Genomic DNA, 21497 nt, shown 5'->3' on the forward strand with positions numbered 1-21497 from the left:
GCCCGCGGCACGCCCGGTACCCTGGAGGGGTCATGGGACTTCGCGTGCTTGCCGCCATGTCGGGCGGCGTCGACTCCGCCGTGGCCGCCGCCCGCATCGCCGAGGCGGGCCACGACGTCACCGGCGTGCACCTGGCGCTGTCGCCCAACCCGCAGTCGCACCGCACCGGCGCACGCGGCTGCTGCACCCTCGAGGACTCGCGCGACGCCCGCCGCGCCGCCGACGTCATCGGCATCCCGTTCTACATCTGGGACATGGCCGAGCGCTTCCAGCGCGACGTGGTCGAGGACTTCGTGGCCGAGTACGCCGCGGGCCGCACGCCCAACCCGTGCCTGCGCTGCAACGAGAAGATCAAGTTCGCCGCGGTGCTCGACCGCGCGCTGGCCCTGGGCTTCGACGCCGTCGCCACCGGCCACCACGCCCGGCTCGAGGACGGCGTGCTGCGCCGCAGCGTCGACGCCGCCAAGGACCAGTCCTACGTCCTCGGCGTGCTGACCAGGGAGCAGCTGAGCCACGCGATCTTCCCGCTGGGCGGCTCCACCAAGGCCGAGGTGCGCGCGGAGGCCGCCCGCCGCGGGCTGGCCGTGGCCGACAAGCCCGACAGCCACGACATCTGCTTCATCGCCGACGGCGACACCCGCGGCTTCCTGGCCGAGCGCCTGGGCGCCGCGCCCGGCCCGATCGTCGACGAGGACGGCACGGTCCTCGGCACCCACGAGGGCGCCTACGCCTTCACGGTCGGCCAGCGCAAGGGCCTGCGCATCGACCGGCCCGCCGCCGACGGCAGGCCCCGCTACGTGCTGTCCATCGAGCCGGTCTCCAACACCGTCACCGTCGGCCCGCGCTCGTCGCTGGAGGTCACCACGATCCGCGCCGTCCGCCCGGTCTGGAACGGCCCCGAGGTCCGCGAGGGCCTGACCGTCCAGCTGCGGGCCCACGGCGAGGTGTACGGCTGCCGCGTGCTCGACCTCGGCGACGAGCTGAGCATCGAGCTCGACTCCCCGGCCAGGGGCGTGGCCGCCGGGCAGGCGGCCGTGCTCTACGCCGGCGACACGGTGGTCGGCTCGGCCACGATCGCTAGCGCAGCGTGACCGAGCCGCCCGGCTCGATGCGGCGGATGTCGGCGCCCTGCTTGTCGGCCTCCATCTTCAGCCACGTGTCGACCAGGCGCAGGCCCGTCTCGTTGTAGAGGCCGTCATGGGTGGAGTAGGCGCGGGCGGGCCTGATCGTGCGCAGGTACTCGACGACGTCGGCCAGCTTCAGCCACGGCGCGCCGGTCGGCACCAGCAGCGTGCCGACCGGCGCCTCCGGCACGGTGAAGGCGTCGCCCGGGTAGAACAGCTCCTCCTCCACCAGGAAGCCGACGTTGTTGGCGATGGGGACGTCGGGGTGGTTCAGGGCGTGCCACTCGCCGAAGACGCGGACCGAGAAGCCCGCGGTGTCGAAGGCGTCGCCGTGCCGTACCACCTGGACCTTGGCGGGGATGTCCCGTGCGGCGGTCTCGGCGACCTCGGCGCAGGTCCACACCTCCACGTGCGGCGGCAGGGCGGCCAGCTTGTCGCGGTCGGCGTGGTCGAAGTGGTTGTGGGTGACCAGCACCGCGTCGGCGCCCTCCACGGCGGCGGCCTCGGAGAAGGTGCCGGGGTCGACGACGAGGACCTTGCCGTCCTTCTCCAGCCGCACGCAGGCGTGCCCGAACTTCGTGAGCTTCATCCTCCTCACCCTAGACCGGACGGCCGGCCCGCCCCGCTGACGGGCCTAGGCTTTGAGGCATGTTCGCTGCCACGGGCGTGGGATCCCATCCGGGAGAGGACCATCTGGAGGCGTTGCGGGTCGTCTTCGGCGAGCTGCCCGGCCTGCCGTACCTTCCGGAGCTGCCGGCGCGCGGCGTCGGCGCCGACATGATCGGCAGGACCGCGTCGTTGCTGGTGGACCTGCCGGTGGAGGTGCAGCCGTCGGGCTGGCGGCTGACCGGCCGGCCGGGGCGCGACCACCGGCGCGCGGTCGACCACCTGGCGCGCGACCTCGACGGGCTGGAGGAGGTCGCGCACGACTACAGCGGGCCGCTCAAGCTGCAGGTCGCGGGGCCGTGGACGCTCGCGGCCGCCGTCGAGCTGCCGCACGGCGACAAGGTGCTCGCCGACGCGGGAGCCGTGCGCGACCTGATCCAGTCGCTGGCGCAGGGCGTGGCCGACCACGTCGCCACGGTCCGCCGCCGGGTGCCCGGGATCACCGAGGTCGTGCTCCAGCTGGACGAGCCCTCGCTGCCCGCCGTCCTCGCCGGCACGGTGCCGACCGCCTCGGGGTTCGGGCGGCTGGCCGCCGTGGAGGCCTGGCGGGTGGCCGAGTCGCTGCGGCCGTTCGACGCGCCCGTGGTGCACTGCTGCGCGCCCTCCGTGCCGATCTCCGAGCTGCGTACGGCGGGCGTGCGCGGCATCTCGCTCGACGCTTCCCTGCTGCGGCGGCGCGAGGAGGACGCGGTCGGGGAGGCGGTCGAGGCGGGCCTGCTGTTCTTCCTGGGGGTCGTGCCCGGCGTCGACACGCGGCTGCCGGAGTCCTCGGCCGTGGCCAGGCCGGCCGTGGAGCTGTGGCGGCGGCTCGGCTTCCCGCCCGACCGCCTGGCCGGGCAGGTCGTGTTGACGCCCGCGTGCGGGCTGGCGGGCGCCTCGCCCCGGTACGCCAGGGCGGCGCTGGCGGCCTGCCGGGAGGCGGCCCGGGTGCTGCGCGACGACCCCGCGAGCGAGCTGCGGGCGGGCTGAGCGCGGGCGCCGGTGGGTTGTTAAAGGCGAGGTCGGGGGCCTGTAATTGTCGGCGCTCGGCGATAGCGTTCTCCCTGTAGGTGTGACGGAGGGAGCCCCATGACCGAGACGCCGGTGGAGGCGCGCAAGCGGCATGCCGAGCTGAGCGAGCTGGTGGAGGAGGCGCGCTGGCGCTACTACGTGCTCGACCAGCCGACGGTCAGCGACGCCCAGTTCGACGAGTGGTTCCGCGAGCTGCTGGCGCTGGAGGAGGCGCATCCGGAGCTGCAGACCCCCGACTCGCCGACCCAGAAGGTCGGGGCGCCGGTCGCGGGCGACTTCGCCAAGGTGCGGCACCTGCAGAAGATGGAGAGCCTCGACAACGCCTTCACGGCCGAGGACATGGCGGCGTGGGTGGCGCGGGCCGAGCGGCTGGCCGAGGGCGACGCGGGGCCGTACCTCTGCGAGCTCAAGATCGACGGCCTGGCCGTCGCGCTGGTGTACCGCAACGGCAGGCTGGAGCGCGGCGCCACGCGCGGCGACGGCCGCACGGGCGACGACGTGACGGCCAACGTGCGCACCATCCGCGACGTCCCCCACCGGCTCAAGGGCGACGACGTGCCGTCCCTGGTGGAGGTGCGCGGCGAGGTCTACATCCCGGTCGAGGACTTCAAGAAGCTCAACGAGCAGCTGGTCGCCGAGGGCAAGCCGCCGTTCGCCAACCCGCGCAACTCCGCGGCCGGCACGCTGCGCCAGAAGGACCCCCGCATCACCGCGCAGCGGCCGCTGCGCATGCTCGTCCACGGCATCGGCGTGTGGGAGGACGGCGGGGCCGCCCCGCCGCGCGCCCAGTCGGAGGTCTACGACCGGCTGCGGTCCTGGGGGCTGCCCGTCAGCGACCTCTACCGCGTGGTCCCGGGGCTTGAGGAGATCAACGAGTACATCGCCTACTACCAGGAGCACCGCCACGACCCCGCCTACGAGATCGACGGCGTGGTCGTCAAGGTCGACCGCTTCCAGGTGCAGCGGGAGCTGGGCTCCACCTCGCGGGCGCCCCGGTGGGCGATCGCCTACAAGTACCCTCCGGAGGAGGTCAACACCAAGCTCCTCGACATCCAGGTCGGCGTGGGCCGCACCGGCCGGGTGACACCCTTCGCGATCATGGAGCCGGTCGTGGTGAGCGGGTCCACGGTCGAGCGGGCGACGCTGCACAACGCCGCGATCGTCAAGAAGAAGGGCGTGCTCATCGGCGACACGGTCGTGCTGCGCAAGGCGGGCGACGTCATCCCCGAGATCGTGGGCCCCGTGGCCGCGCTGCGCGACGGGTCAGAGCGCGAGTTCGTCATGCCCACGCACTGCCCCGAGTGCGGCACCGAGCTGGCCTACGAGAAGGAGGGCGACGCCGACCTGCGCTGCCCCAACGCGCGCGGCTGCCCGGCGCAGATCCGTGAGCGGCTCTACTTCGCGGCGCGGCGCAACGCGCTCGACATCGAGGGCCTGGGCTACGTGGCGGCCACGGCGCTCACCCAGCCGCTCCCGCCGCAGGAGCCCGCCGTGCGCACCGAGGCCGACCTGTTCGACCTCACGCTCGACAAGCTCGTCCCGATCCGGTCGGTGGTGCGCGACCAGGAGAGCGGCCTGCCCAAGATCGACCCCAAGACCGGCGAGCAGAAGGTCGTCACGCTGTTCTCCAACGCCGACGGCAGGCCCAGCCAGCTGGCGCTGATGGTCATGGACGAGCTGGAGCGCGCGAAGAACTCCGAGCTGTGGCGCGTCCTGGTGGCGCTGTCCATCCGCCACATCGGCCCGCCCACCGCCCGGGCGCTCGCCGACGCCATGCGCTCCATCGACGCGATCATGAACGCGTCGGAGGAGGAGCTGGCCGCGGTCGAGGGCATCGGGCCGCGCGTGGCCGCGACGGTGAAGGAATGGTTCGCCGTCGACTGGCACCGGGAGATCATCGAGCGGTGGCGCGCGGCCGGGGTGCGGATGGAGGACGAGCCGGCTCCGGCCAAGGGGCCGCAGACCCTCCAGGGGCTCACCTTCGTCGTCACCGGATCGCTGTCGGGGTTCACGCGCGAGTCGGCCGCGGAGGCGATCGCCAGCCGCGGGGGGAAGGTGTCGGGGTCGGTGTCGAAGAAGACCTCGTTCCTCGTCATGGGGGAGAACGCCGGGTCGAAGTACGACAAGGCGGTGTCGCTCGGGGTGCCGATCCTGGACGAGGACGGCTTCCGCGTGCTGCTGGAGCAGGGGCCCGAGGCGGCGGCCGAGGTGGCGGTCAAGGAGACCGGCTGAACTTTTCGCGCTGTGACGGCTTGGGCCTTCGCTGACGGCCCGGCGGCGCCCACAGTCACGCTCGACCGCTTCCCGCCGCTCCTCGAAGCGCTGGCCGACCAGCCTCTGGGCCGCCGGTCACCGTGTTTTCGCGCCACCGCTCGGCCGAGGCCGGCGTGTCCAGGCTGACCCGCTCCGGGAACGCCCCGCCGGCCGGCGGCGGCGTCCCGCGGGCGTGCCGGGTCATGCCCCCGATGTCACTCGGGCCGGATGTTGTGGTTGAGGGAGAACAGGTTGGCGGGGTCGTACTGCCGCTTGACCGCCGCCAGCCGCTTGTAGGTCTCCACCGGGTAGATCGCGGCGACGTCCTCCTCGGAGGCCGAGGCGAGGAAGTTGGCGTAGGCGCCGTTGACGTGAGGTGCGAGCCGCGCCCAGATCGCGTCCAGAGCCGGGCGGGCGGCCTGGACGACCGGGGCGGGACCCGCCGTGGTGGTCACGATCATCAGCTCGGCCCGGCGGTGGGCGAATGCGGTGGCGTCCTCGGGCACCCGGGCCACGGCGCCGCCGACGCTGCGCACGGCGATGATCGGCGACCCCTGCGCCGCCCCGACCTCGGCCAGGATCCGCAGCGCGCCCTGCACCCCGTCCTCCTCGACGAAGCCGCTGCGGGTGTCCAGCTGGATGCCGGGCGGCGGAGTCAGGCCCTCGACCAGGACCTCCGCGTAGGGGACCAGCGCGACGTCGTCGCCGATCACCGTCCCCAGCCGGCGGATCGGGTCGAGCGCCTTCGCGGCGAGCTCGGGGTCGTCGCCGTCGAAGGCGACCAGGATCTCGACGGGCGCGTCGGGACCTCCGGCGAAGGGGTTGGCGAAGCTCACGATCGAGGTGAGCTCCTCGGGCGCGGTGCGCAGGTAGTCGGCCCAGCCCTGGAGCACCCCGGCCGCCTCGGCGGCGGGGAAGGAGATCTTGCCGTAGAAGACGTCGGTCGTCGGGTGGGCGGCGAACTCGAAGGCGGTCACGATCCCGAAGTTGCCGCCGCCGCCCCGGAGCGCCCAGAACAGCTCCGTGTTGTCATCCGCGCTGGCGCGCACCAGCTCTCCGCCGGCCGTGACCAGCTCGGCGGCGACCAGGTTGTCCAAGGCCAGGCCGTACTTCCTGACCTTCCAGCCGATGCCGCCGGTCAACGTCAGGCCGCCCACGCCGACGCCCCTGGTGTCGCCCGAGGAGATCGCCAGGCCGTGCGGGGCCAGGGCGTCGGCGACCTGTCCCCAGGTGGCGCCGCCGCCGATCCGCACGAGGCGCCGGTCGGGGTCGGTGACCTCCACGGTGGCCAGGCCGCGCAGGTCGATCACGACGCCCCCGTCGTTGGTGCCGAAGCCTGCGAAGGCGTGGCCGCCGCCCCGCACGGACAACACCAGCCCCGCGTCGGCGGCGAACCTGACCGCCGCCCGCACGTCGGCGACGCTCTCGGGCCGCAGCACGTAGGCCGGGCTTCCCGAGGCCAGGACGGTACGGCTGGCCGATGCGTAGTCCGCGCCGTCCGGCTCGATGACGGCGCCGCCGAAGTCGCGGCGCAGGATGTCGAGCGCTGAACTCATCAGATCGTTCCTCTGCTGTGGTGAGTGGTCGGCATGAGATGCCGGCGGCCCGGTCCCTGTGACAGCCCATGGGTGTGACGTGTGCCACACGCCGGGCATGTCACAGAAGGGCGGGGTCCGGCGTCCCGTGGGAAACACCGTCGAGACGAACAGGAACCGCCCATGCCTGGGGACCGCAGCGAGGGCGAGCGGCCGGACACCGCCACCGAGATCTTCGTCGCCCACCGCAACCTGCTGTTCACCGTCGCCTACGAGCTGCTCGGCTTGGCCGCCGACGCCGAGGACGTGCTGCAGGAGACCTGGCTGCGGTGGGCGGGCGTCGACCTCGGCACGGTGCTGGACAAGCGCGCCTACCTGGTCAAGATCACTACTCGGCAGGCGCTGGGCCGGCTGCGCACGCTGGGCCGTCGCAAGGAGTCCTACATCGGCCCCTGGCTGCCCGAGCCGCTGCTGACCACTCCCGATGTGGCCGAGGACGTGGAGCTGGCCGACAGCGTCTCGATGGCGATGCTGCTGGTGCTGGAGACGCTCACGCCGACCGAGCGGGCGGTCTTCGTGCTGCGCGAGGTGTTCGAGCTGGAGTACGACGAGATCGCCGAGGCCGTCGACAAGACCCCGGCCGCCGTCCGCCAGATCGCCCACCGGGCACGGGCCCACGTCGCGGCGCGCCGCCCGCGCGAGGTCGTCTCCCCGGCCGAGACCCGCGGCGCGCTCGAGGCGTTCAAGCGCGCGATCGAGACCGGGAACCTCCAGGGACTGCTCGACATCCTCGCGCCCGACGTCGTCCTCCTGGCCGACGGCGGCGGGATCAGGGTGGCCGCGCCAGAACCGCTCGTGGGGGCCGACGCCGTGGCCGGCCTGCTGCGCCGGAGTGATGCGCCCGCGCCCGAGCTCGTGCAGATCAACGGCTACCCGGCGCTGGTCTTCCGGCGGGACGGCGAGATCGAGACGGTCATGGCCGCGCGCGTCGAGAACGGCCTCATCACCGGGCTCTACGCCGTGCGCAACCCCGAGAAGCTGTCGCGCGTCGAGCACGAGACCCCGGTGAGCCGCTGATCATGTGTCCCATCGCGTCGGCGGCGGCTCACAGGCGCTTCTCGAACCAGTGATGGGCGTAAGGCTCGGCGTTGAAGGCGGGCACCTCGGTGAATCCCGCCGACCGGTAGAGGTTGATCGCCTCCCGCAGCGCCCGGTTGGTCTCCAGGCGCAGGCGGGTCACCCCGCGGTCGCGGGCGTGCTGCTCCAGCTCGTGCAGCAGGCGGCGGCCGACGCCCAGCCCGCGGGCGGCGGGTGCGACCCACATGCGCTTGATCTCGGCGGTGTCGCCGTCGAGCTTGAGCGCGCCGCAGCCGATCGGGTCCTCGGTCAGCCGGGCGACGAGGAACAGCCCGGCGGGCTCGGTGAGCTCGGCGGCGGTGGCCGGGCGGGTGTGGCCGGGGTCGAAGCCCGCCTCGAAGCGCGTGGCGAGCTCGTCGTAATAGGCCTGGAGGCAGTGCTGGGCGGCCGGGCTGCGCGGATCCTCGATCGCCACCCTGACCAGGCCGGCGGTGAGCAGCCGCTCCACGGTCCCCATCGCCTCGACGAGGGTGCGCCGCTGCGCGTCGTTGAGCGAGGCGAGCAGGGAGCGGGCCGCCTGGTCGCCCGCGTGGTCGACCTCGCGCAGCGCCTCCAGGCCGGCCGGGGTGAGGCGGGCGGTGCGGACCCGGCGGTCACGCGGGTCGGGCTCGACGACGACCAGGCCCTCCTGCTCCAGCGAGCGGAGCAGGCGGCTGAGGTAGCCGGAGTCCAGATCGAGGCGGGCGCGCAGGCTCCGGACGTCCGCGCCCGCCGTACCGATCTCCCAGAGCAGGCGGGAGGCGCCGAGGGAGCGGCCGAGGGACAGGTATTCGTCCTGCAGGGCGCCGATGCGATGGGCGACGATCCGGGTGAAGGATCGCACGGGGGCAACGTCCATATGTCTGACAATAGTCAGATATTTCGCGCCATGCCAGACTGGTCGGCATGTCTACGGAACCCACGGCCGAGCGCCTGGCCGAGCTCAGGAAGAAGTTCGACGAGATCGACGAGAGCGGCGACGGCTTCATCACCGAGGCGGAGTTCGTGCGGCACTTCCCCCACGTCGCTCCCGAGGCGCGTGCCGCCGTGAGCGGGTCGATGGACGCCGACGGCGACGGGCGCATCTCGTTCGAGGAGTTCGTCCGCCTCCTGGGCGGCTGACGCCGCAGGCGGCGTACGGGGGACGGAGCGGTACGGCAAAAGCCGACCAGTGCTCGGGGGGCGAAACTAGCGAAAAGTAACCGAACGTACCCAACCGGTTTCGCGAAGTCGCCCAAAGGCCGTACTCTCCCATAGTGACCGCATGGGGGTTATGTTGCCGATGACCGACCCGACCGACACCCGTGACACGGGGCCGCGCGTGGGGACGCCTCTGTGGGCGTACCTGGCCGGCGTGACCGTGATCGGGCTCACCGCGCTCGTGGTGGCCCAGCTGCGCCTGGACCCGGGGGACCTGGCGGAGCTGGCCCGCTCGCCGCTGTTCTGGGTGCTGGGCGCGCTGGTCGTGCTGGGGGAGCTGCGCCCGGTCATGCTGTCGTCGCAGGCGTCCGTCGGCGGCACCTACCCCTCGACGATGTTCACCTTCGCCGCCCTGCTGCACCTCGGCCTGCCGGTGGCCGTGCTGATGCAGGCGGCCGCGGTGCTGATGAACGGCGTGGTCACCCGCAGGGCGTGGCACCGGGTGCTGTTCAACACCTCCCAGTCCACCCTGGCGCTCACCGCCGCGGCCGTGGTGCTGGGGCTGTTCGGCATCGTGCCGGCGCCCGCGCAGCCGTGGGTCCCGGCGGGCACCGACATGCTGGCGATCGCCGTGTCCGGCGTGGCGTACTTCGTGACCCGCGCCCTGCTGGTCTGCGCCGCGGTCGCCCTGCACGAGCGCCGGTCGCTGATCCGCGTCCTGCGGTCCACGGCCGGGCCGCAGAGCCTGGTCTACGCGGGGCTGCTGGGCCTGGCCCCGCTCGTGGTGATCGTGATGGAGGAGTCGCCCGGCCTGGTGCCGCTGTTCGTGGCGCCGCTCGCGGCCGTGTACTTCACCGCGACGCTGTCCATGCGCCGCGACCACCAGGCCATGCACGACGAGCTGACCGGCCTGCCCAACCGCAAGATGCTGGCCGTGGCCACCGAGGAGGCGCTGGCGGAGGCGCGCGAGGGGGAGAAGGTCGGCTTCTTCCTGCTGGACCTGCACGGGCTCAAGCAGGTCAACGACACGCTCGGCCACCCGGTCGGCGACCGGCTGCTGCAGCTGATGGCCCACCGCCTGACCCACACGGTACGGCCCGGCGACGTCGTGGCGCGGCTGGGCGGCGACGAGTTCGCGGTGCTGCTGCCGAGGATCAGGGACGTCCAGGCGGCCAGGGAGGTCGCGGCCCGGCTGCGGGTGGCGCTGACCGAGTCGGTGCGGCTGGAGGGCATGTCGTTCGACCTGGACGGCTCGGTCGGCATCGCGCTCTACCCCGACCACGCGCCCGACTTCGAGCTGCTGCTCCAGCGCGCCGACGTGGCCATGTACCTGGCCAAGGAGGCCCGCACCGGCGTCGAGCTGTACCAGGCCGACAAGGACCGCAACTCGCCCGAACGCCTCGGCCTGTTCGGCGACCTGCGCCGCGCGCTGGACAACCGGCAGCTGCGCCTGCACTACCAGCCCAAGGTGCGGCTGGAGGACGGCCGCGTGCTGGGCATGGAGGCCCTGCTGCGGTGGCGGCACCCGACGCGCGGGCAGGTGCCTCCGGCCGAGTTCGTCCCGCTGGCCGAGCAGTCCTACCTGATGCGCCAGCTCACCGAGTACGTCATCGACGCCGCGCTGGAGCAGGCCGCCCGCTGGTGGCACACGGGCCTGCGCGTCCAGGTCGCGGTCAACGTCTCGGCCCGCGACCTGCTGGACTCGGCGCTGCCCGAGCAACTGGAGATGGGGCTGGCCCGCTTCCGGCTGCCGCCCGAGGCGGTCCAGCTGGAGGTGACCGAGCGCGTGCTGACCGGCGAGCAGGCGCACGACACGATCAAGGCGCTCGCCGCGCTGGGCGTGCCGCTGTCGCTCGACGACTTCGGCACCGGCTACTCCTCCCTCATCCGCCTGCAGCGGCTGGCGGTGTCGGAGGTGAAGATCGACGCCTCCTTCGTCAGGCGGATCGTGGAGTCCCAGGACGACGAGCGGATCGTGCGGTCCATCGTGGACCTGGTGCGCTCGCTGGGGCTGCGCTCGGTGGCCGAGGGCGTGGAGTGCGAGGAGGTGGCGGGCCGCCTGGCCGAGATGGGCTGCGACGTGGCGCAGGGCTGGCTGTACTCGCGGCCCATGCCGGCGGCCGAGGCGACGATCTGGCTGCGGGAGCGCTACCAGGCGCCCGCGCTGGAGGCCACGGGCCTGGGCTGAGGCCGGCCCGGATGGGTGTTGCCGGGAGGTAAACGGTTCGGCCACGCTCCGTCGTGCCCCCTAGGATGGCATCCAAGGGACCGTTCGCGCGTCCCGGAGGTTCTGACCGACAACAACCAACCACGAAACGGGTTCACGACTCATGTCCGCCATAACCCGCGACGAGGTCGCCCACCTGGCCCGGCTGTCCAGGATGGCGCTCACGGACGAGGAGCTCGACCACTTCGCGACCCAGCTCGATGTCATCATCGGCGCCGTCGCGAAGGTGTCCGAGGTCGCCGCCCAGGACGTGCCGCCGTCGTCGCACGCGCTCCCGCTGACCAACGTCTTCCGTCCCGACGAGGTGCGGCAGTCCCTGCCGCCGCAGCAGGCGCTCTCCGGCGCCCCCGCCGTCGAGGACGACCGGTTCCGGGTGCCGCGCATCCTGGGGGAGGAGATGTGAGCGTGCTTGTCGAGCGAACCGTCAACCACAGCGGCCCCGGCTCAGTTCCGGCCGAGCCGTCGGGCGAGGTGAGGACATGAGCCTGATCCACAAGACCGCCGCCGAGCTGGGCGCGATGATCGCGGCCGGCGAGGTGAGCGCGGAGGAGGTCGCGGCCGCGCACCTGGACCGCATCGAGGAGACCGAGCCGAAGATCCGCGCGTTCCTCCACGTCGACCGCGAGGTCACGCTGGCCCAGGCGCGCGCCGTCGACGCCCGGCTACGCAGCGGCGAGAAGCTGGGGCCGCTGGCGGGCGTGCCGCTGGCGCACAAGGACATCTTCGTCACCAAGGACATGCCGACCACGGCCGCCTCCAAGATCCTGGAGGGCTGGCGCCCGCCGTACGACGCGACCGTCACCGCGCGGCTGCGCGAGGCCGGGTTGGTCTTCCTCGGCAAGACGAACCTCGACGAGTTCGCGATGGGCTCCTCGACGGAGAACTCCGCCTTCGGGCCCACCCGCAACCCGTGGGACCTCAGCCGGGTGCCCGGCGGGTCGTCGGGCGGCTCCAGCGCGGCCGTGGCGGCCTACCAGGCGCCGTTGTCGACCGGCACCGACACGGGCGGCTCGATCCGCCAGCCGGCCGCCGTGACCGGGATCGTGGGCATGAAGCCGACCTACGGCGGGTCGTCCCGCTACGGGCTGATCGCGTTCGCCTCCTCGCTCGACACGCCGGGCCCGTTCGCCCGCACCGTGCTGGACGCGGCGCTGCTGCAGGAGGCCTTCTCCGGCCACGACCCGCTCGACTCCACCTCCATCGACCGGCCCGTGCCCAAGGTCGTCGAGGCGGCCAGGAACCCCGACGTGGCCGGCATGCGGATCGGCGTGGTGAAGGAGTTCGACGGCGAGGGCTACCAGCCGGGCGTGCTCAACCGCTTCCGCGAGGCGGTCAAGATGCTGGAGGCGCTCGGCGCCGAGATCGTGGAGGTCTCCTGCCCGTCGTTCACGGTCGCGCTGCCGGCGTACTACCTGATCGCCCCCTCCGAGTGCTCCTCCAACCTCGCCCGTTTCGACGCCATGCGGTACGGCCTGCGCGTCGGCGACGACGGCACCCGCAGCGCCGAGGAGGTCATGGCGCTCACCAGGGCCGCCGGGTTCGGCCCCGAGGTCAAGCGGCGCATCATGCTCGGCACCTACGCCCTGTCGTCCGGCTACTACGACGCCTACTACGGGCAGGCGCAGAAGGTCCGCACCCTCATCGCCCGCGACTTCGAGGCGGCCTACCAGAAGGTCGACGTGCTGATCTCGCCGACCACGCCGACCACGGCGTTCCCGATCGGCGAGCGCGCCGACGACCCGATGGCCATGTATCTGGCCGACCTGTGCACGATCCCGTCCAACCTGGCGGGCAACGCGGCGATCTCGGTGCCGTGCGGGCTGGCCGACGAGGACAACCTGCCGGTGGGCCTGCAGATCATGGCCCCGGTGCTGGGCGACGACCGCTGCTACAAGGTCGGCGCCGCCCTGGAGAAGGCGTTCGAGGCGCGCTGGGGCGGTCCGCTGCTGAAGGAGGCTCCCGCGCTGTGACGACCATCATGGCCTACGACGAGGCGCTCGACCGCTTCGAGCCGGTGCTCGGCCTGGAGACGCACGTCGAGCTGGGCACGGCCTCGAAGATGTTCTGCGGCTGCAAGACCACCTTCGGCGCGCCGCCCAACACCCAGGTGTGCCCGACGTGCCTGGCGCTGCCCGGGGCGCTGCCGGTCGCCAACGAGAAGGCGATCGAGTCGACGATCCGCATCGGCCTGGCGCTGAACTGCTCGATCGCCGAGTGGTGCAGGTTTGCCCGGAAGAACTACTTCTATCCGGACATGCCGAAGAACTACCAGATCTCGCAGTACGACGAGCCGCTGTGCTACGACGGCTACCTCGACCTGGAGGTGGAGGGCCAGACCTTCCGCATCGGCATCGAGCGCGTCCACCTGGAGGAGGACACCGGCAAGTCGACCCACGTGGGCGGCGCGACCGGGCGCATCCACGGCGCCGACTACTCCATCGTCGACTACAACCGCGCCGGCATCCCGCTGGTCGAGATCGTCACCAAGCCGATCACAGGCACCGACCGGCTGGCCCCGCAGGTCGCCCGCGCCTACGTCACCGAGCTGCGCGAGATCATGCGCTCGCTGGGCGTCTCCGACGTGCGCATGGAGGAGGGCTCGCTGCGCTGCGACGTCAACGTCTCGCTGATGCCGCGCGGCTCCTCGGAGTGGGGCACCCGCACCGAGACCAAGAACGTCAACTCGCTGCGGTCGGTCGAGCGTGCCGTACGCGGGGAGATCGAGCGGCAGGCGGCCATCCTGGCCGACGGCGGGAAGGTCGTGCAGGAGACCCGCCACTTCCATGAGGACACCGGCACCACCACCTCCGGCCGGTCCAAGGAGGAGGCGCAGGACTACCGCTACTTCCCCGACCCCGACCTGGTGCCCATCGCGCCCGACCCGGCGTGGGTGGCCAAGCTGAAGGCCGAGCTGCCGGAGCTGCCGAGCGTACGGCGCAAGCGGCTGCAGGCCGAGTGGGGCGTGTCCGACCACGACATGGAGTCGATGCACAACGCGGGCGCCATCGAGCTGGTCGAGGCCACCATCGCGGCGGGGGCCCCGGCGGCCGACGCGCGCAAGTGGTGGATGGGCGAGCTGGCGCGCCGCGCCAACGAGTCCGGCGTCGCGCTCGCCAACCTGCCGGTCACCCCGGCCGACGTCGCGCGGGTGACGGAGCTGGTGGCTTCGGGGGCGCTGAACGACAAGCTGGCCCGGCAGGTGTTCGAGGGCGTGCTGGCCGGCGAGGGCACCCCGGACGAGGTGGTCGCGGCCCGCGGCCTGGAGATCGTCAGCGACGAGGGCGAGCTGCTCGCGATCATCGACCAGGTGATCGCCGACAACGCCGACGCGGCGGAGAAGGTGCGCGGCGGCAAGGTCGCCGCCGTGGGCGCGCTCGTCGGCGGCGTCATGAAGGCCAGCCGCGGCAAGGCCGACGCGGCCCGTGCCCGCGAGCTGATCCTGGAGAAGCTGGGCGTCTCGGGCTGAGGCATCCGTGACAGGGCCCCGGCGGCAGGTCCGCCGGGGCCTTCGTCGTGCGTGCGGCCCGGCACGATGCTCGTGCGGTACGGCCAGCCCGATGGTGCGTACGGCTCGGCCCGACATAGGTCCACATAGGTCCATTTCCCTAGGACCTTCGCTGGATCCGCCCGGAGCCGTCCGCGCGTAGCCTCCAGGCCATGACGAGAAAAGCATTGACGACGGGTTTGGTGGCTTTGGTGTCACTCGTCGCCTTCGAGTACATGGCGGTCGCGATCGCCATGCCGATCGTGGCGAAGGACCTGGGCGGCGGGCACCTGTACGGCCTGGCCTTCAGCGGCGCGATGGCCGCCGGGGTGCTGGGCACGGTGCTCGGCGGCAGGTGGGCGGATGTGAAGGGGCCGGTGCCGGCGCTGTGGACGGGGATCGCCGGCTTCGGCGGCGGCCTGCTGCTGGCCGGACTGGCCTGGAACATGGAGGCGCTCATCGTGGGCCGGTTCGTGCAGGGCTTCGGCGGCGCGCTGGTCAACGTGGCGCTCTACGTGGTGGTGGCCCGCGCCTACCCCGAGGAGCAACATCCCAAGATCTTCTCGTTGTTCGCGACGGCCTGGGTGGTGCCGTCGATGGCGGGCCCGGCGGTGGTCGGCGCGATCGTGGAGACCGTGGGCTGGCGGTGGGTCTTCCTGGCGGTGCCGATCCTGACCGTGGCGGGCGCCGCGCTGCTGTGGCGGGGCGTCGCCGGCCAGCCGATCTCCGGCGGCCAGGCCGCGCCCGCGCCCGGGCTGGGCCGCAAGCTGGGCTGGGCGGCGCTGACCGCCGTGAGCGCGGGCCTGATGCAGTACGGCAGCACCCTGAGCATCCCGATGCTGGTCGCCGGCTTCGTGCTGCTCGCGGTGGCGCTGCCGAGGCTGCTGCCCGCCGGGACGCTGCGCGCGGCCAGGGGCCTGCCGGCGGTGGTGTCGCTGCGTGGCCTGTCGGCGGGCGCGTTCTTCGCCGCCGAGGTGGTCGTCCCGCGCATGCTGATCGACGAGCGGGAGATGTCGGCCGTGGCCGCCGGGCTGGCGCTGACCGGTGGCGCGCTCACGTGGTCGTTCGCGTCGTGGCTGCAGGGCCGCGAGGTGTTCACCCGGATGACGAACCTGGTCGGCGGCACCGCCGCCATCGTGACCGGCCTGGTCGTGGCGGGCGCGGTGACGTTCGACGCGATGCCGGTCGTGCTGATCTACCCGGCGTGGATCGTGACCGGGTTCGGCATGGGGCTGGTGTACCCGACGCTGTCGGTGCTCACGCTGGAGCTGTCGGCCCCCGGCGAGCAGGGCGTGAACAGCTCGGCGCTGCAGGTCGGCGAGATGGTGTTCTCGGTCGTCGCGGTCGCCGTCACCAGCGCGCTGTTCACGGCGGCGGGGTCGGCCTACTGGGTGGTGTTCGCGATCACCCTGGCCCTGGCGCTGGCCGGGCTGTGGGCGGCGCCCCGCCACCGGGTCGCGGCGGCGGGGCACAAGGCGCCGGTCGCTATACCGGCGGCGACGGGGTCGTGACGGCCTGACGGCGGCGCCTGGCCGCCCACAGCTTCCTGAACAGCGGGGTGAGCAGCGCCAGCGCCGACAGCACGTAAAGCGTCACCGCGATCGGGCTCTGGACCAGCACGCCGACGTCTCCGGCGCCGATGGCCAGGGCCCGGCGCAGCTGCTTCTCCGCCATCGGCCCCAGGATGAGCCCGATCACCGCGGGCGCGATGGGCAGGCCGAAGCGCCGCATGGCGTAGCCGAGCAGGCCCAGCACGAACAGCACCAGCAGGTCCACCGCCGAGGCGTTGAGCGCGTAGACGCCCAGCGCCGCGAACACGACGATCCCCGCGTACAGGTAGGGCCGCGGCACGTGCAGGACCTTGGCCCACATCGGCGCCAGCGGCAGGTTGAGCACCAGCAGCATGGCGTTGCCGATGAACAGCGACGCGATCATGGCCCACACCAGGGCGGGGTTGTGGTCGAACAGCTGGGGTCCGGGTTGCAGGCCGTACTGCTGGAAGGCGGCCAGCAGGATCGCGGCGGTGGCGCTGGTGGGCAGGCCCAGCGACAGCAGGGGCACCAGGGTCCCGGCCGCGGAGGCGTTGTTGGCGGCCTCCGGCCCGGCCACGCCCTCGATCGCGCCCTTGCCGAACTCGCGGCCCTTGGCCAGCTTCTTCTCCACCGCGTAGGAGAGGAAGGTGGGGATCTCCGCGCCGCCGCCGGGCAGCGCGCCGAACGGGAAGCCGAGCGCGGTGCCGCGCAGCCACGGCCGCCACGACCTGGCCCAGTCCCGGCGGCCCATGACGGCGCGGCCCACCGGGATGACGTCCGGCGGCGCGTGGCGCATCCGCGAGGCGACGTAGAGCGCCTCCCCGAGCGCGAACAGCCCGACCGCGACGACGACCACCTCGATGCCGCCGAGCAGCTGGGGCAGGCCCAGCGTGAGCCGGGCCTGGCCGGTCTGCTCGTCGATGCCGACCAGGCCGATGACCAGGCCGAACCCCAGCGACGCCAGGCCGCGCACGACCGAGCGCGACATCACGGAGGAGACCGCGGTGAAGGCCAGGACGGCCAGCGCGAAGTAGTCCTCGGCGCCGAAGGAGATCGCGAAGTCCACGATGAGCGGCGCGGCGGCGACGAGCAGCCCGGTGGCGATCGTGCCCGCGACGAACGACCCGATCGCGGCCGTGGCCAGCGCCTGGGCGGCCCGGCCGCGGCGGGCCATCTTGTTGCCCTCCAACGCGGTGATCATCGAGGCGGACTCGCCGGGCGTGTTGAGCAGGATCGACGTGGTGGACCCGCCGTACATGCCTCCGTAGTAGATCCCGGCGAACATGATGAACGCGCTGGCCGGGTCCACGGTGAAGGTGATCGGCAGCAGGAGGGCGACCGTCATGGCCGGGCCGATGCCGGGCAGGACGCCCACCAGCGTGCCGAGGGTGACGCCGACGAGCGCGTAGAGCAGGTTCTGCACCGTCAGGGCGGCGGCGAAGCCCTCGAGCAGGAGCTGCAGCGACTCCACTCACATCACCCCGCTGAGGATGCCGTTCGGCAGGGTGACGCCCAGGCCCTTGACGAACACCAGGTACGTGCTCACGCCCAGGACCACGGCGATGACCGCGGTCCGGACGAGGTGGCGCGCGCCCAGGGCCACGGACAGGGCGAAGAACAGCAGGGAGGCGGACAGGACCCAGCCGAGCCAGTTCAGGATCGCGACGAAGCCCAGGAAGATGCCGCTGACCAGCAGCACGCTGCGCCAGTCCGCGGGGGCGTGGGTGTCCACGTCCTCGCTCTCCTCCGGGTCGCCGTGGCCGCCCCGCAGGACGTCGGCCACGTAGAAGACGCCGATGACCACCATGGAGCCGCCGACGAGCATGGGGAAGAAGCGCGGGCCCACGCCCAGCCGGGAGGCGGCGGCGGTCACCTCCAGCGTGCCGACGATGACGAACACGCCCAGGGCGAGGACCGCGAGCGCGAGGACCAGCTCGGGCCGCCACCGCCGCCGTCCCTCCCCGCCGCCGGTGCCCCTGCCGTCCGAGCGGGGTGCGGGAATCTGAGGGGAGGGGGCCGGGGAGGACATCAGGACACGAGCCCCATCTCGGCGATGACGGTCTTGATGCGGGCCTGCTCGGCGTTGAGGAAGGCCGCGAACTCGTCGCCGGTCTGGAAGGCGTCGATCCAGCCGTTCTTGGCGAGCGCGTCCTTCCACGCCTGGGAGTCGTGCATCTTCGTCACCAGGTCGATCAGCTTCTTCTTGTCGGCGTCGCCGATCCCGCCCGGCGCCACCATGCCGCGCCAGTTGGCCAGCTCGACGTCCAGGCCGCTCTCCTTCAGCGTCGGCGCGTCGACGGCCTCGATCCGCTTCGGCGCCGTCACGGCCAGCGCGCGGAGCTTGCCGGACTTCACGTGCTCGGCGAACTCCCCGACACCCGAGATGCCGATGGAGACCTTGTTGCCCAGCAGGGCGTTGAGCGCCTCGCCGCCACCGGAGTGCGCGACGTAGTTGACCTGCTTGGGGTCGACCCCCGCCGCCTTGGCCATCAGCCCGGCGACGATGTGGTCGGTGCCGCCGGCCGAGCCGCCGGCCACGGAGACCTTGGCGGGGTCCTGCTTCCAGGCGGCCACGAGGTCGGAGACCGACTTCAGTGGGGAGTCGGCCGGGGTCACGATGATCTCGTACTCCTCGGTCAGCTTGGCGATCGGCGTCGTGTCGGCCAGCGTGACCTTGGACTTGTTCTGCTCGATGGCGCCCACCATGACCAGCCCCATGGTCATCAGCAGGTTGCCGTTGCCCTTCTCACGCGCCAGCTGGGCCAGGCCGATGGTGCCGCCCGCGCCCTCCACGTTGAAGACCTCGACCCTGCGCCCGGGCTCCACGGACTTGATGGCCTGCTCAGCCGTACGGGAGGTCTGGTCCCAGCCGCCGCCCGGTGCGGCGGGAGCCATGATGCGAAGCGCCGCGCCCGACCCGCCGGCGCCCGTGGTCGTCCCCTGACCACAGGCCGCCAGGGCGGCCACGGCGATGGCCGCGGCGGCGGCGAACTTGCTGATACCCATGGGTAGCTCCACATGTACTCACAGAGATGTGGAATGGATGGTGAGGGGGATATGCCCTGACGTCGATGCTTAATGTGATTGAGGTCATATTGTTCGTATTGGTCATCCGTGACCTCGAGATGAGTGACTGTCAACGGTGAGACTCGGCACGCAGCTGTTCCTGCTCCAGATGGTGATCGTGCTGCTGGCGGCGGCCGGCACGGCGGTGGTCTGGGCCCAGAACACCCGCAGGAACCTCGACCACCAGTACCAGCAGCGCGCGCTGACCATCGCGCTGTCCGTCGCCGCGCTGCCCGAGGTGCGCGCCGCCTTCAAGCGGGAGCGGCCGGAGACCGTGCTGCAGCCGCTCGCGATGAGCGTGCAGCGGGCGACCGGCGCCGACTACGTCGTGATCGCCAACACCCAGCAGATCCGCTACGCCCACCCCAACCCCGAGCTCATCGGCCGCCGCCTGTCCACCGACGGCTCCGCCGTGCTGACCTCGGGCAGGACCTGGACCGGCACCGAGACCGGCACGATCGGCAGGACGCTGCGCGGCAAGGCGCCCATCTTCGACGAGCACGGCGCCGTCATCGGCCTGACCTCGGTGGGCGTGCTGGAGGGCAGGGTCGCCGACCAGCTCGCCGGAGCCCTGCCGCCGCTGCTGTGGACGGCGCTCGCGGTGCTGGTCGCCGGGGCGCTCGCCGCCTGGCTGATCGCGGCGAGGGTGCGCAGGCAGACGTTCGGCCTGGAGCCGCGGGAGATCGCGGCCCTGCTGGAGCAGCGTGAGGGCGTGCTGCACGGCGTGAAGGAGGGCGTGCTGGCGCTCGACCTGGCGGGCAGGGTGACGCTGGTCAACGACGCCGCCAGGGAGCTGCTGGGCGAGGTCGGGGACACGCTGGCCGACATGCCGGTCTCCGACCGGCTGCGCGACGTGCTGGGCGGCGCCGACCCGGGCGAGGACCGGATCGTGCTGCACCGCGACCGGGTGCTCGTGCTCAACCGCACCCCGGTGTCCGTGCGCGGCCAGCACCGGGGCTGGGTGGTGACCCTCCGGGACCGCACCGAGCTGGTACGGCTGTCGCGCCAGCTGGATGAGGCGGGCAGCGCGACCGAGGCGTTGCGCGCGCAGGCACACGAGTTCGCCAACCGCATGCACACCGTCGTGGGACTGCTGGAGCTCGGCGAGCACGAGGCGGCGATCGGATACATCACCCGCACCACGCTCAGCCCCTACGCGGTCGGCATCCGCGAGCGCATCGGCGACCCCACGCTGGCGGCGCTGCTGCTGGCCAAGTCCGCCGAGGCGGCCGAGCGGGGCGCGACGCTGGTGCTGGCCGACGACACGAGCGTGCCCAGCACGCTCGCCGATCCGCAGGACGCGGTGCTGGTGGTCGGCAACCTGGTGGCCAACGCCATCGACGCGCTCGACGGCGCGCCGGGCACCATCGAGGTCAGCCTCCGCGCCGAGGAGGACGGCCTGCGCGTGCGCGTCCGCGACACCGGCCCGGGCGTGACGCCGGACCTGGCCGAGGAGGTCTTCCGCGAGGGCTACACCACCAAGGCGGCGCAGTCGGGGCCGCGCGGGCTCGGGCTGGCGCTCACCCGGCAGGCGTGCCTGCGCCGCGGCGGCTGGGTGACGGTGCGCAACGAGGGCGGCGCCGTGTTCACGGCGCTCCTGCCATGACCGGGCCCGCCGTGACCGGCCCCGCCGTCAGGGTCCTGGTCGTGGACGACGACTTCATGGTGGCCAGGATCCACGGCGGCTACGTCTCGCGCGTGCCCGGCTTCGAGGTGGTCGCCACCGTCCACACGGGGGCCGACGCGCTCGCCGCCGTCGAGCAGCACCGGCCGGACCTGGTGCTGCTGGACATCTACCTGCCCGACGTGTCCGGCCTGGAGGTGCTCAAGAAGCTGCACGACGTGGACGTCCTGGTGGTCAGCGCGGCCCGCGACGTGCCGACCGTGCGCGAGGCCGTCCGCGGCGGCGCGGTCAACTACCTGATCAAGCCGTTCTCCGCCGCCGCCCTGGCCGAGCGGCTGGAGCAGTACGCCGAGTCGCGCCGCCGGCTCGCCGCCATCGGCCCCGAGGTGCGCCAGGACGACGTCGACCGGCTCTTCGGCGCGGCCAGGCCGGCGCCTTCCCCCGGGCCGCTGCCCAAGGGCCTGTCGCAGGCGACCTGCGGCCTGGTGGCCGCCGCGCTGCGGGACGCGGACGGGGACCTGTCGGCGGTGGAGGTGGCCGAGCAGGTGGGCCTGTCGCGCGTCAGCGCCCGCCGGTACCTGGAGTACCTGTGCGACACCGGGCGTGCCGAGCTGCGCCCCAGGTACGGCACGGCCGGCCGGCCCGAGCACCGCTACCGCTGGGTCGGCTGAGCATCGGTTCCGCGACGATCCGCGACAAACTGTCGGCTTCTCGTGACA

Annotated in this window: 18 protein-coding genes; 12 read left to right on the forward strand and 6 right to left on the reverse strand. The window is 72.7% G+C overall.

The genetic code is table 11. From position 1 onward, the window contains the following. Positions 1-32 precede the first annotated feature (32 nt). On the forward strand, positions 33-1091 hold the full coding sequence (gene mnmA / locus BSB02_RS17300; RefSeq protein WP_084960014.1) for a tRNA 2-thiouridine(34) synthase MnmA: 1059 nt from the start codon (positions 33-35) through the stop codon (positions 1089-1091). On the opposite strand, the gene BSB02_RS17305 is transcribed toward mnmA, so the two are convergent. Continuing rightward, positions 1078-1713 carry an MBL fold metallo-hydrolase gene (locus BSB02_RS17305; protein ID WP_084960015.1) on the reverse strand — a complete coding sequence of 212 codons (636 nt, stop codon included), beginning with the start codon at positions 1711-1713 and terminating at the stop codon, positions 1078-1080. The two genes, mnmA and BSB02_RS17305, sit on opposite strands and share 14 nt — an antisense overlap. A gap of 59 nt (positions 1714-1772) precedes the next feature. Here BSB02_RS17305 and BSB02_RS17310 point away from each other — a divergent pair, with 59 nt between their 5' ends. Both BSB02_RS17310 and ligA read left to right on the forward strand, forming a co-directional pair. Continuing rightward, positions 1773-2759, forward strand: coding sequence for a methionine synthase (locus BSB02_RS17310; RefSeq protein WP_084960016.1), 987 nt, complete (start codon positions 1773-1775; stop codon positions 2757-2759). 99 nt (positions 2760-2858) lie between these two features. Beyond that, positions 2859-5033 carry an NAD-dependent DNA ligase LigA gene (gene ligA, locus BSB02_RS17315; protein ID WP_084960017.1) on the forward strand — a complete coding sequence of 725 codons (2175 nt, stop codon included), beginning with the start codon at positions 2859-2861 and terminating at the stop codon, positions 5031-5033. Positions 5034-5269: 236 nt separating this feature from the next. Here ligA and BSB02_RS17320 read toward each other — a convergent pair whose 3' ends face one another. Further along, positions 5270-6610, reverse strand: coding sequence for an FAD-binding oxidoreductase (locus BSB02_RS17320; protein WP_084960018.1), 1341 nt, complete (start codon positions 6608-6610; stop codon positions 5270-5272). 162 nt (positions 6611-6772) lie between these two features. On the opposite strand from BSB02_RS17320, the gene BSB02_RS17325 reads away from it, so the two are divergent. Beyond that, positions 6773-7666, forward strand: a complete 894-nt coding sequence (locus tag BSB02_RS17325; protein ID WP_084960019.1) for an RNA polymerase sigma-70 factor — start codon at positions 6773-6775, stop codon at positions 7664-7666. A gap of 28 nt (positions 7667-7694) precedes the next feature. Here the strand turns inward: BSB02_RS17325 and BSB02_RS17330 are convergent, their stop codons facing one another. Beyond that, positions 7695-8564: a bifunctional helix-turn-helix transcriptional regulator/GNAT family N-acetyltransferase gene (locus tag BSB02_RS17330; protein WP_084960020.1), complete on the reverse strand. Its 870-nt coding sequence runs from the start codon at positions 8562-8564 to the stop codon at positions 7695-7697. A 47-nt stretch (positions 8565-8611) separates the two neighbouring features. On the opposite strand from BSB02_RS17330, the gene BSB02_RS17335 reads away from it, so the two are divergent. The 6 genes from BSB02_RS17335 (at position 8612) to BSB02_RS17360 (ending at position 16067) form a co-directional block, all read left to right on the forward strand. Further along, entirely contained in the window at positions 8612-8827 is a 216-nt protein-coding gene (locus tag BSB02_RS17335; RefSeq protein WP_084960021.1) for an EF-hand domain-containing protein, read from the forward strand. Between the two features lie 160 nt (positions 8828-8987). Continuing rightward, positions 8988-11033, forward strand: a complete 2046-nt coding sequence (locus tag BSB02_RS17340) for a putative bifunctional diguanylate cyclase/phosphodiesterase (RefSeq protein ID WP_084960022.1) — start codon at positions 8988-8990, stop codon at positions 11031-11033. Between the two features lie 142 nt (positions 11034-11175). Next, complete coding sequence (gatC, locus tag BSB02_RS17345) at positions 11176-11475, forward strand: Asp-tRNA(Asn)/Glu-tRNA(Gln) amidotransferase subunit GatC (protein WP_084960023.1); 300 nt, start codon at positions 11176-11178, stop codon at positions 11473-11475. A 76-nt stretch (positions 11476-11551) separates the two neighbouring features. Then, positions 11552-13042 (forward strand): Asp-tRNA(Asn)/Glu-tRNA(Gln) amidotransferase subunit GatA, encoded by a 1491-nt coding sequence (gene gatA, locus BSB02_RS17350; RefSeq protein ID WP_084960024.1) that lies wholly within the window; start codon positions 11552-11554, stop codon positions 13040-13042. 8 nt (positions 13043-13050) lie between these two features. Next, positions 13051-14538, forward strand: coding sequence for an Asp-tRNA(Asn)/Glu-tRNA(Gln) amidotransferase subunit GatB (gene gatB, locus BSB02_RS17355; protein ID WP_084960261.1), 1488 nt, complete (start codon positions 13051-13053; stop codon positions 14536-14538). A gap of 230 nt (positions 14539-14768) precedes the next feature. Continuing rightward, positions 14769-16067 carry an MFS transporter gene (locus BSB02_RS17360; protein WP_240506481.1) on the forward strand — a complete coding sequence of 433 codons (1299 nt, stop codon included), beginning with the start codon at positions 14769-14771 and terminating at the stop codon, positions 16065-16067. On the opposite strand, the gene BSB02_RS17365 is transcribed toward BSB02_RS17360, so the two are convergent. From BSB02_RS17365 to BSB02_RS17375, 3 genes are read right to left on the reverse strand one after another with little or no spacing between them, the layout of a single operon-like run. Next, on the reverse strand, positions 16042-17559 hold the full coding sequence (locus BSB02_RS17365) for a tripartite tricarboxylate transporter permease (protein WP_084960026.1): 1518 nt from the start codon (positions 17557-17559) through the stop codon (positions 16042-16044). The two genes, BSB02_RS17360 and BSB02_RS17365, sit on opposite strands and share 26 nt — an antisense overlap. Further along, on the reverse strand, positions 17560-18117 hold the full coding sequence (locus BSB02_RS17370; RefSeq protein ID WP_084960027.1) for a tripartite tricarboxylate transporter TctB family protein: 558 nt from the start codon (positions 18115-18117) through the stop codon (positions 17560-17562). Further along, positions 18117-19094, reverse strand: coding sequence for a Bug family tripartite tricarboxylate transporter substrate binding protein (locus BSB02_RS17375; protein ID WP_084960028.1), 978 nt, complete (start codon positions 19092-19094; stop codon positions 18117-18119). Before BSB02_RS17375 ends, BSB02_RS17370 begins: the two co-directional genes overlap by 1 nt. 136 nt (positions 19095-19230) lie before the next feature. Between BSB02_RS17375 and BSB02_RS17380 the strand changes: the two genes are divergently transcribed. After that, complete coding sequence (locus BSB02_RS17380) at positions 19231-20760, forward strand: ATP-binding protein (RefSeq protein ID WP_240506482.1); 1530 nt, start codon at positions 19231-19233, stop codon at positions 20758-20760. After that, on the forward strand, positions 20757-21449 hold the full coding sequence (locus BSB02_RS17385; RefSeq protein WP_084960029.1) for a response regulator: 693 nt from the start codon (positions 20757-20759) through the stop codon (positions 21447-21449). Before BSB02_RS17380 ends, BSB02_RS17385 begins: the two co-directional genes overlap by 4 nt. Positions 21450-21497 lie beyond the last annotated feature (48 nt).

The organism is Thermoactinospora rubra (genome assembly GCF_002093975.1).
GTDB lineage: Bacteria > Actinomycetota > Actinomycetes > Streptosporangiales > Streptosporangiaceae > Nonomuraea > Nonomuraea rubra_A.

Bases quoted from the DNA above. Each gene is read 5' to 3' on its own strand.
- BSB02_RS17305 (WP_084960015.1), bottom strand. From the start codon at position 1,713: ATGAAGCTCACGAAGTTCGGGCACGCCTGCGTGCGGCTGGAGAAGGAC.
- BSB02_RS17375 (WP_084960028.1), bottom strand. From the start codon at position 19,094: ATGGGTATCAGCAAGTTCGCCGCCGCCGCGGCCATCGCCGTGGCCGCC.
- BSB02_RS17325 (WP_084960019.1), top strand. From the start codon at position 6,773: ATGCCTGGGGACCGCAGCGAGGGCGAGCGGCCGGACACCGCCACCGAG.
- gatA (WP_084960024.1), top strand. From the start codon at position 11,552: ATGAGCCTGATCCACAAGACCGCCGCCGAGCTGGGCGCGATGATCGCG.
- BSB02_RS17370 (WP_084960027.1), bottom strand. From the start codon at position 18,117: ATGTCCTCCCCGGCCCCCTCCCCTCAGATTCCCGCACCCCGCTCGGAC.
- BSB02_RS17310 (WP_084960016.1), top strand. From the start codon at position 1,773: ATGTTCGCTGCCACGGGCGTGGGATCCCATCCGGGAGAGGACCATCTG.
- gatB (WP_084960261.1), top strand. From the start codon at position 13,051: ATGGCCTACGACGAGGCGCTCGACCGCTTCGAGCCGGTGCTCGGCCTG.
- gatC (WP_084960023.1), top strand. From the start codon at position 11,176: ATGTCCGCCATAACCCGCGACGAGGTCGCCCACCTGGCCCGGCTGTCC.
- mnmA (WP_084960014.1), top strand. From the start codon at position 33: ATGGGACTTCGCGTGCTTGCCGCCATGTCGGGCGGCGTCGACTCCGCC.
- ligA (WP_084960017.1), top strand. From the start codon at position 2,859: ATGACCGAGACGCCGGTGGAGGCGCGCAAGCGGCATGCCGAGCTGAGC.
- BSB02_RS17340 (WP_084960022.1), top strand. From the start codon at position 8,988: ATGACCGACCCGACCGACACCCGTGACACGGGGCCGCGCGTGGGGACG.
- BSB02_RS17320 (WP_084960018.1), bottom strand. From the start codon at position 6,610: ATGAGTTCAGCGCTCGACATCCTGCGCCGCGACTTCGGCGGCGCCGTC.
- BSB02_RS17385 (WP_084960029.1), top strand. From the start codon at position 20,757: ATGACCGGGCCCGCCGTGACCGGCCCCGCCGTCAGGGTCCTGGTCGTG.
- BSB02_RS17330 (WP_084960020.1), bottom strand. From the start codon at position 8,564: ATGGACGTTGCCCCCGTGCGATCCTTCACCCGGATCGTCGCCCATCGC.
- BSB02_RS17335 (WP_084960021.1), top strand. From the start codon at position 8,612: ATGTCTACGGAACCCACGGCCGAGCGCCTGGCCGAGCTCAGGAAGAAG.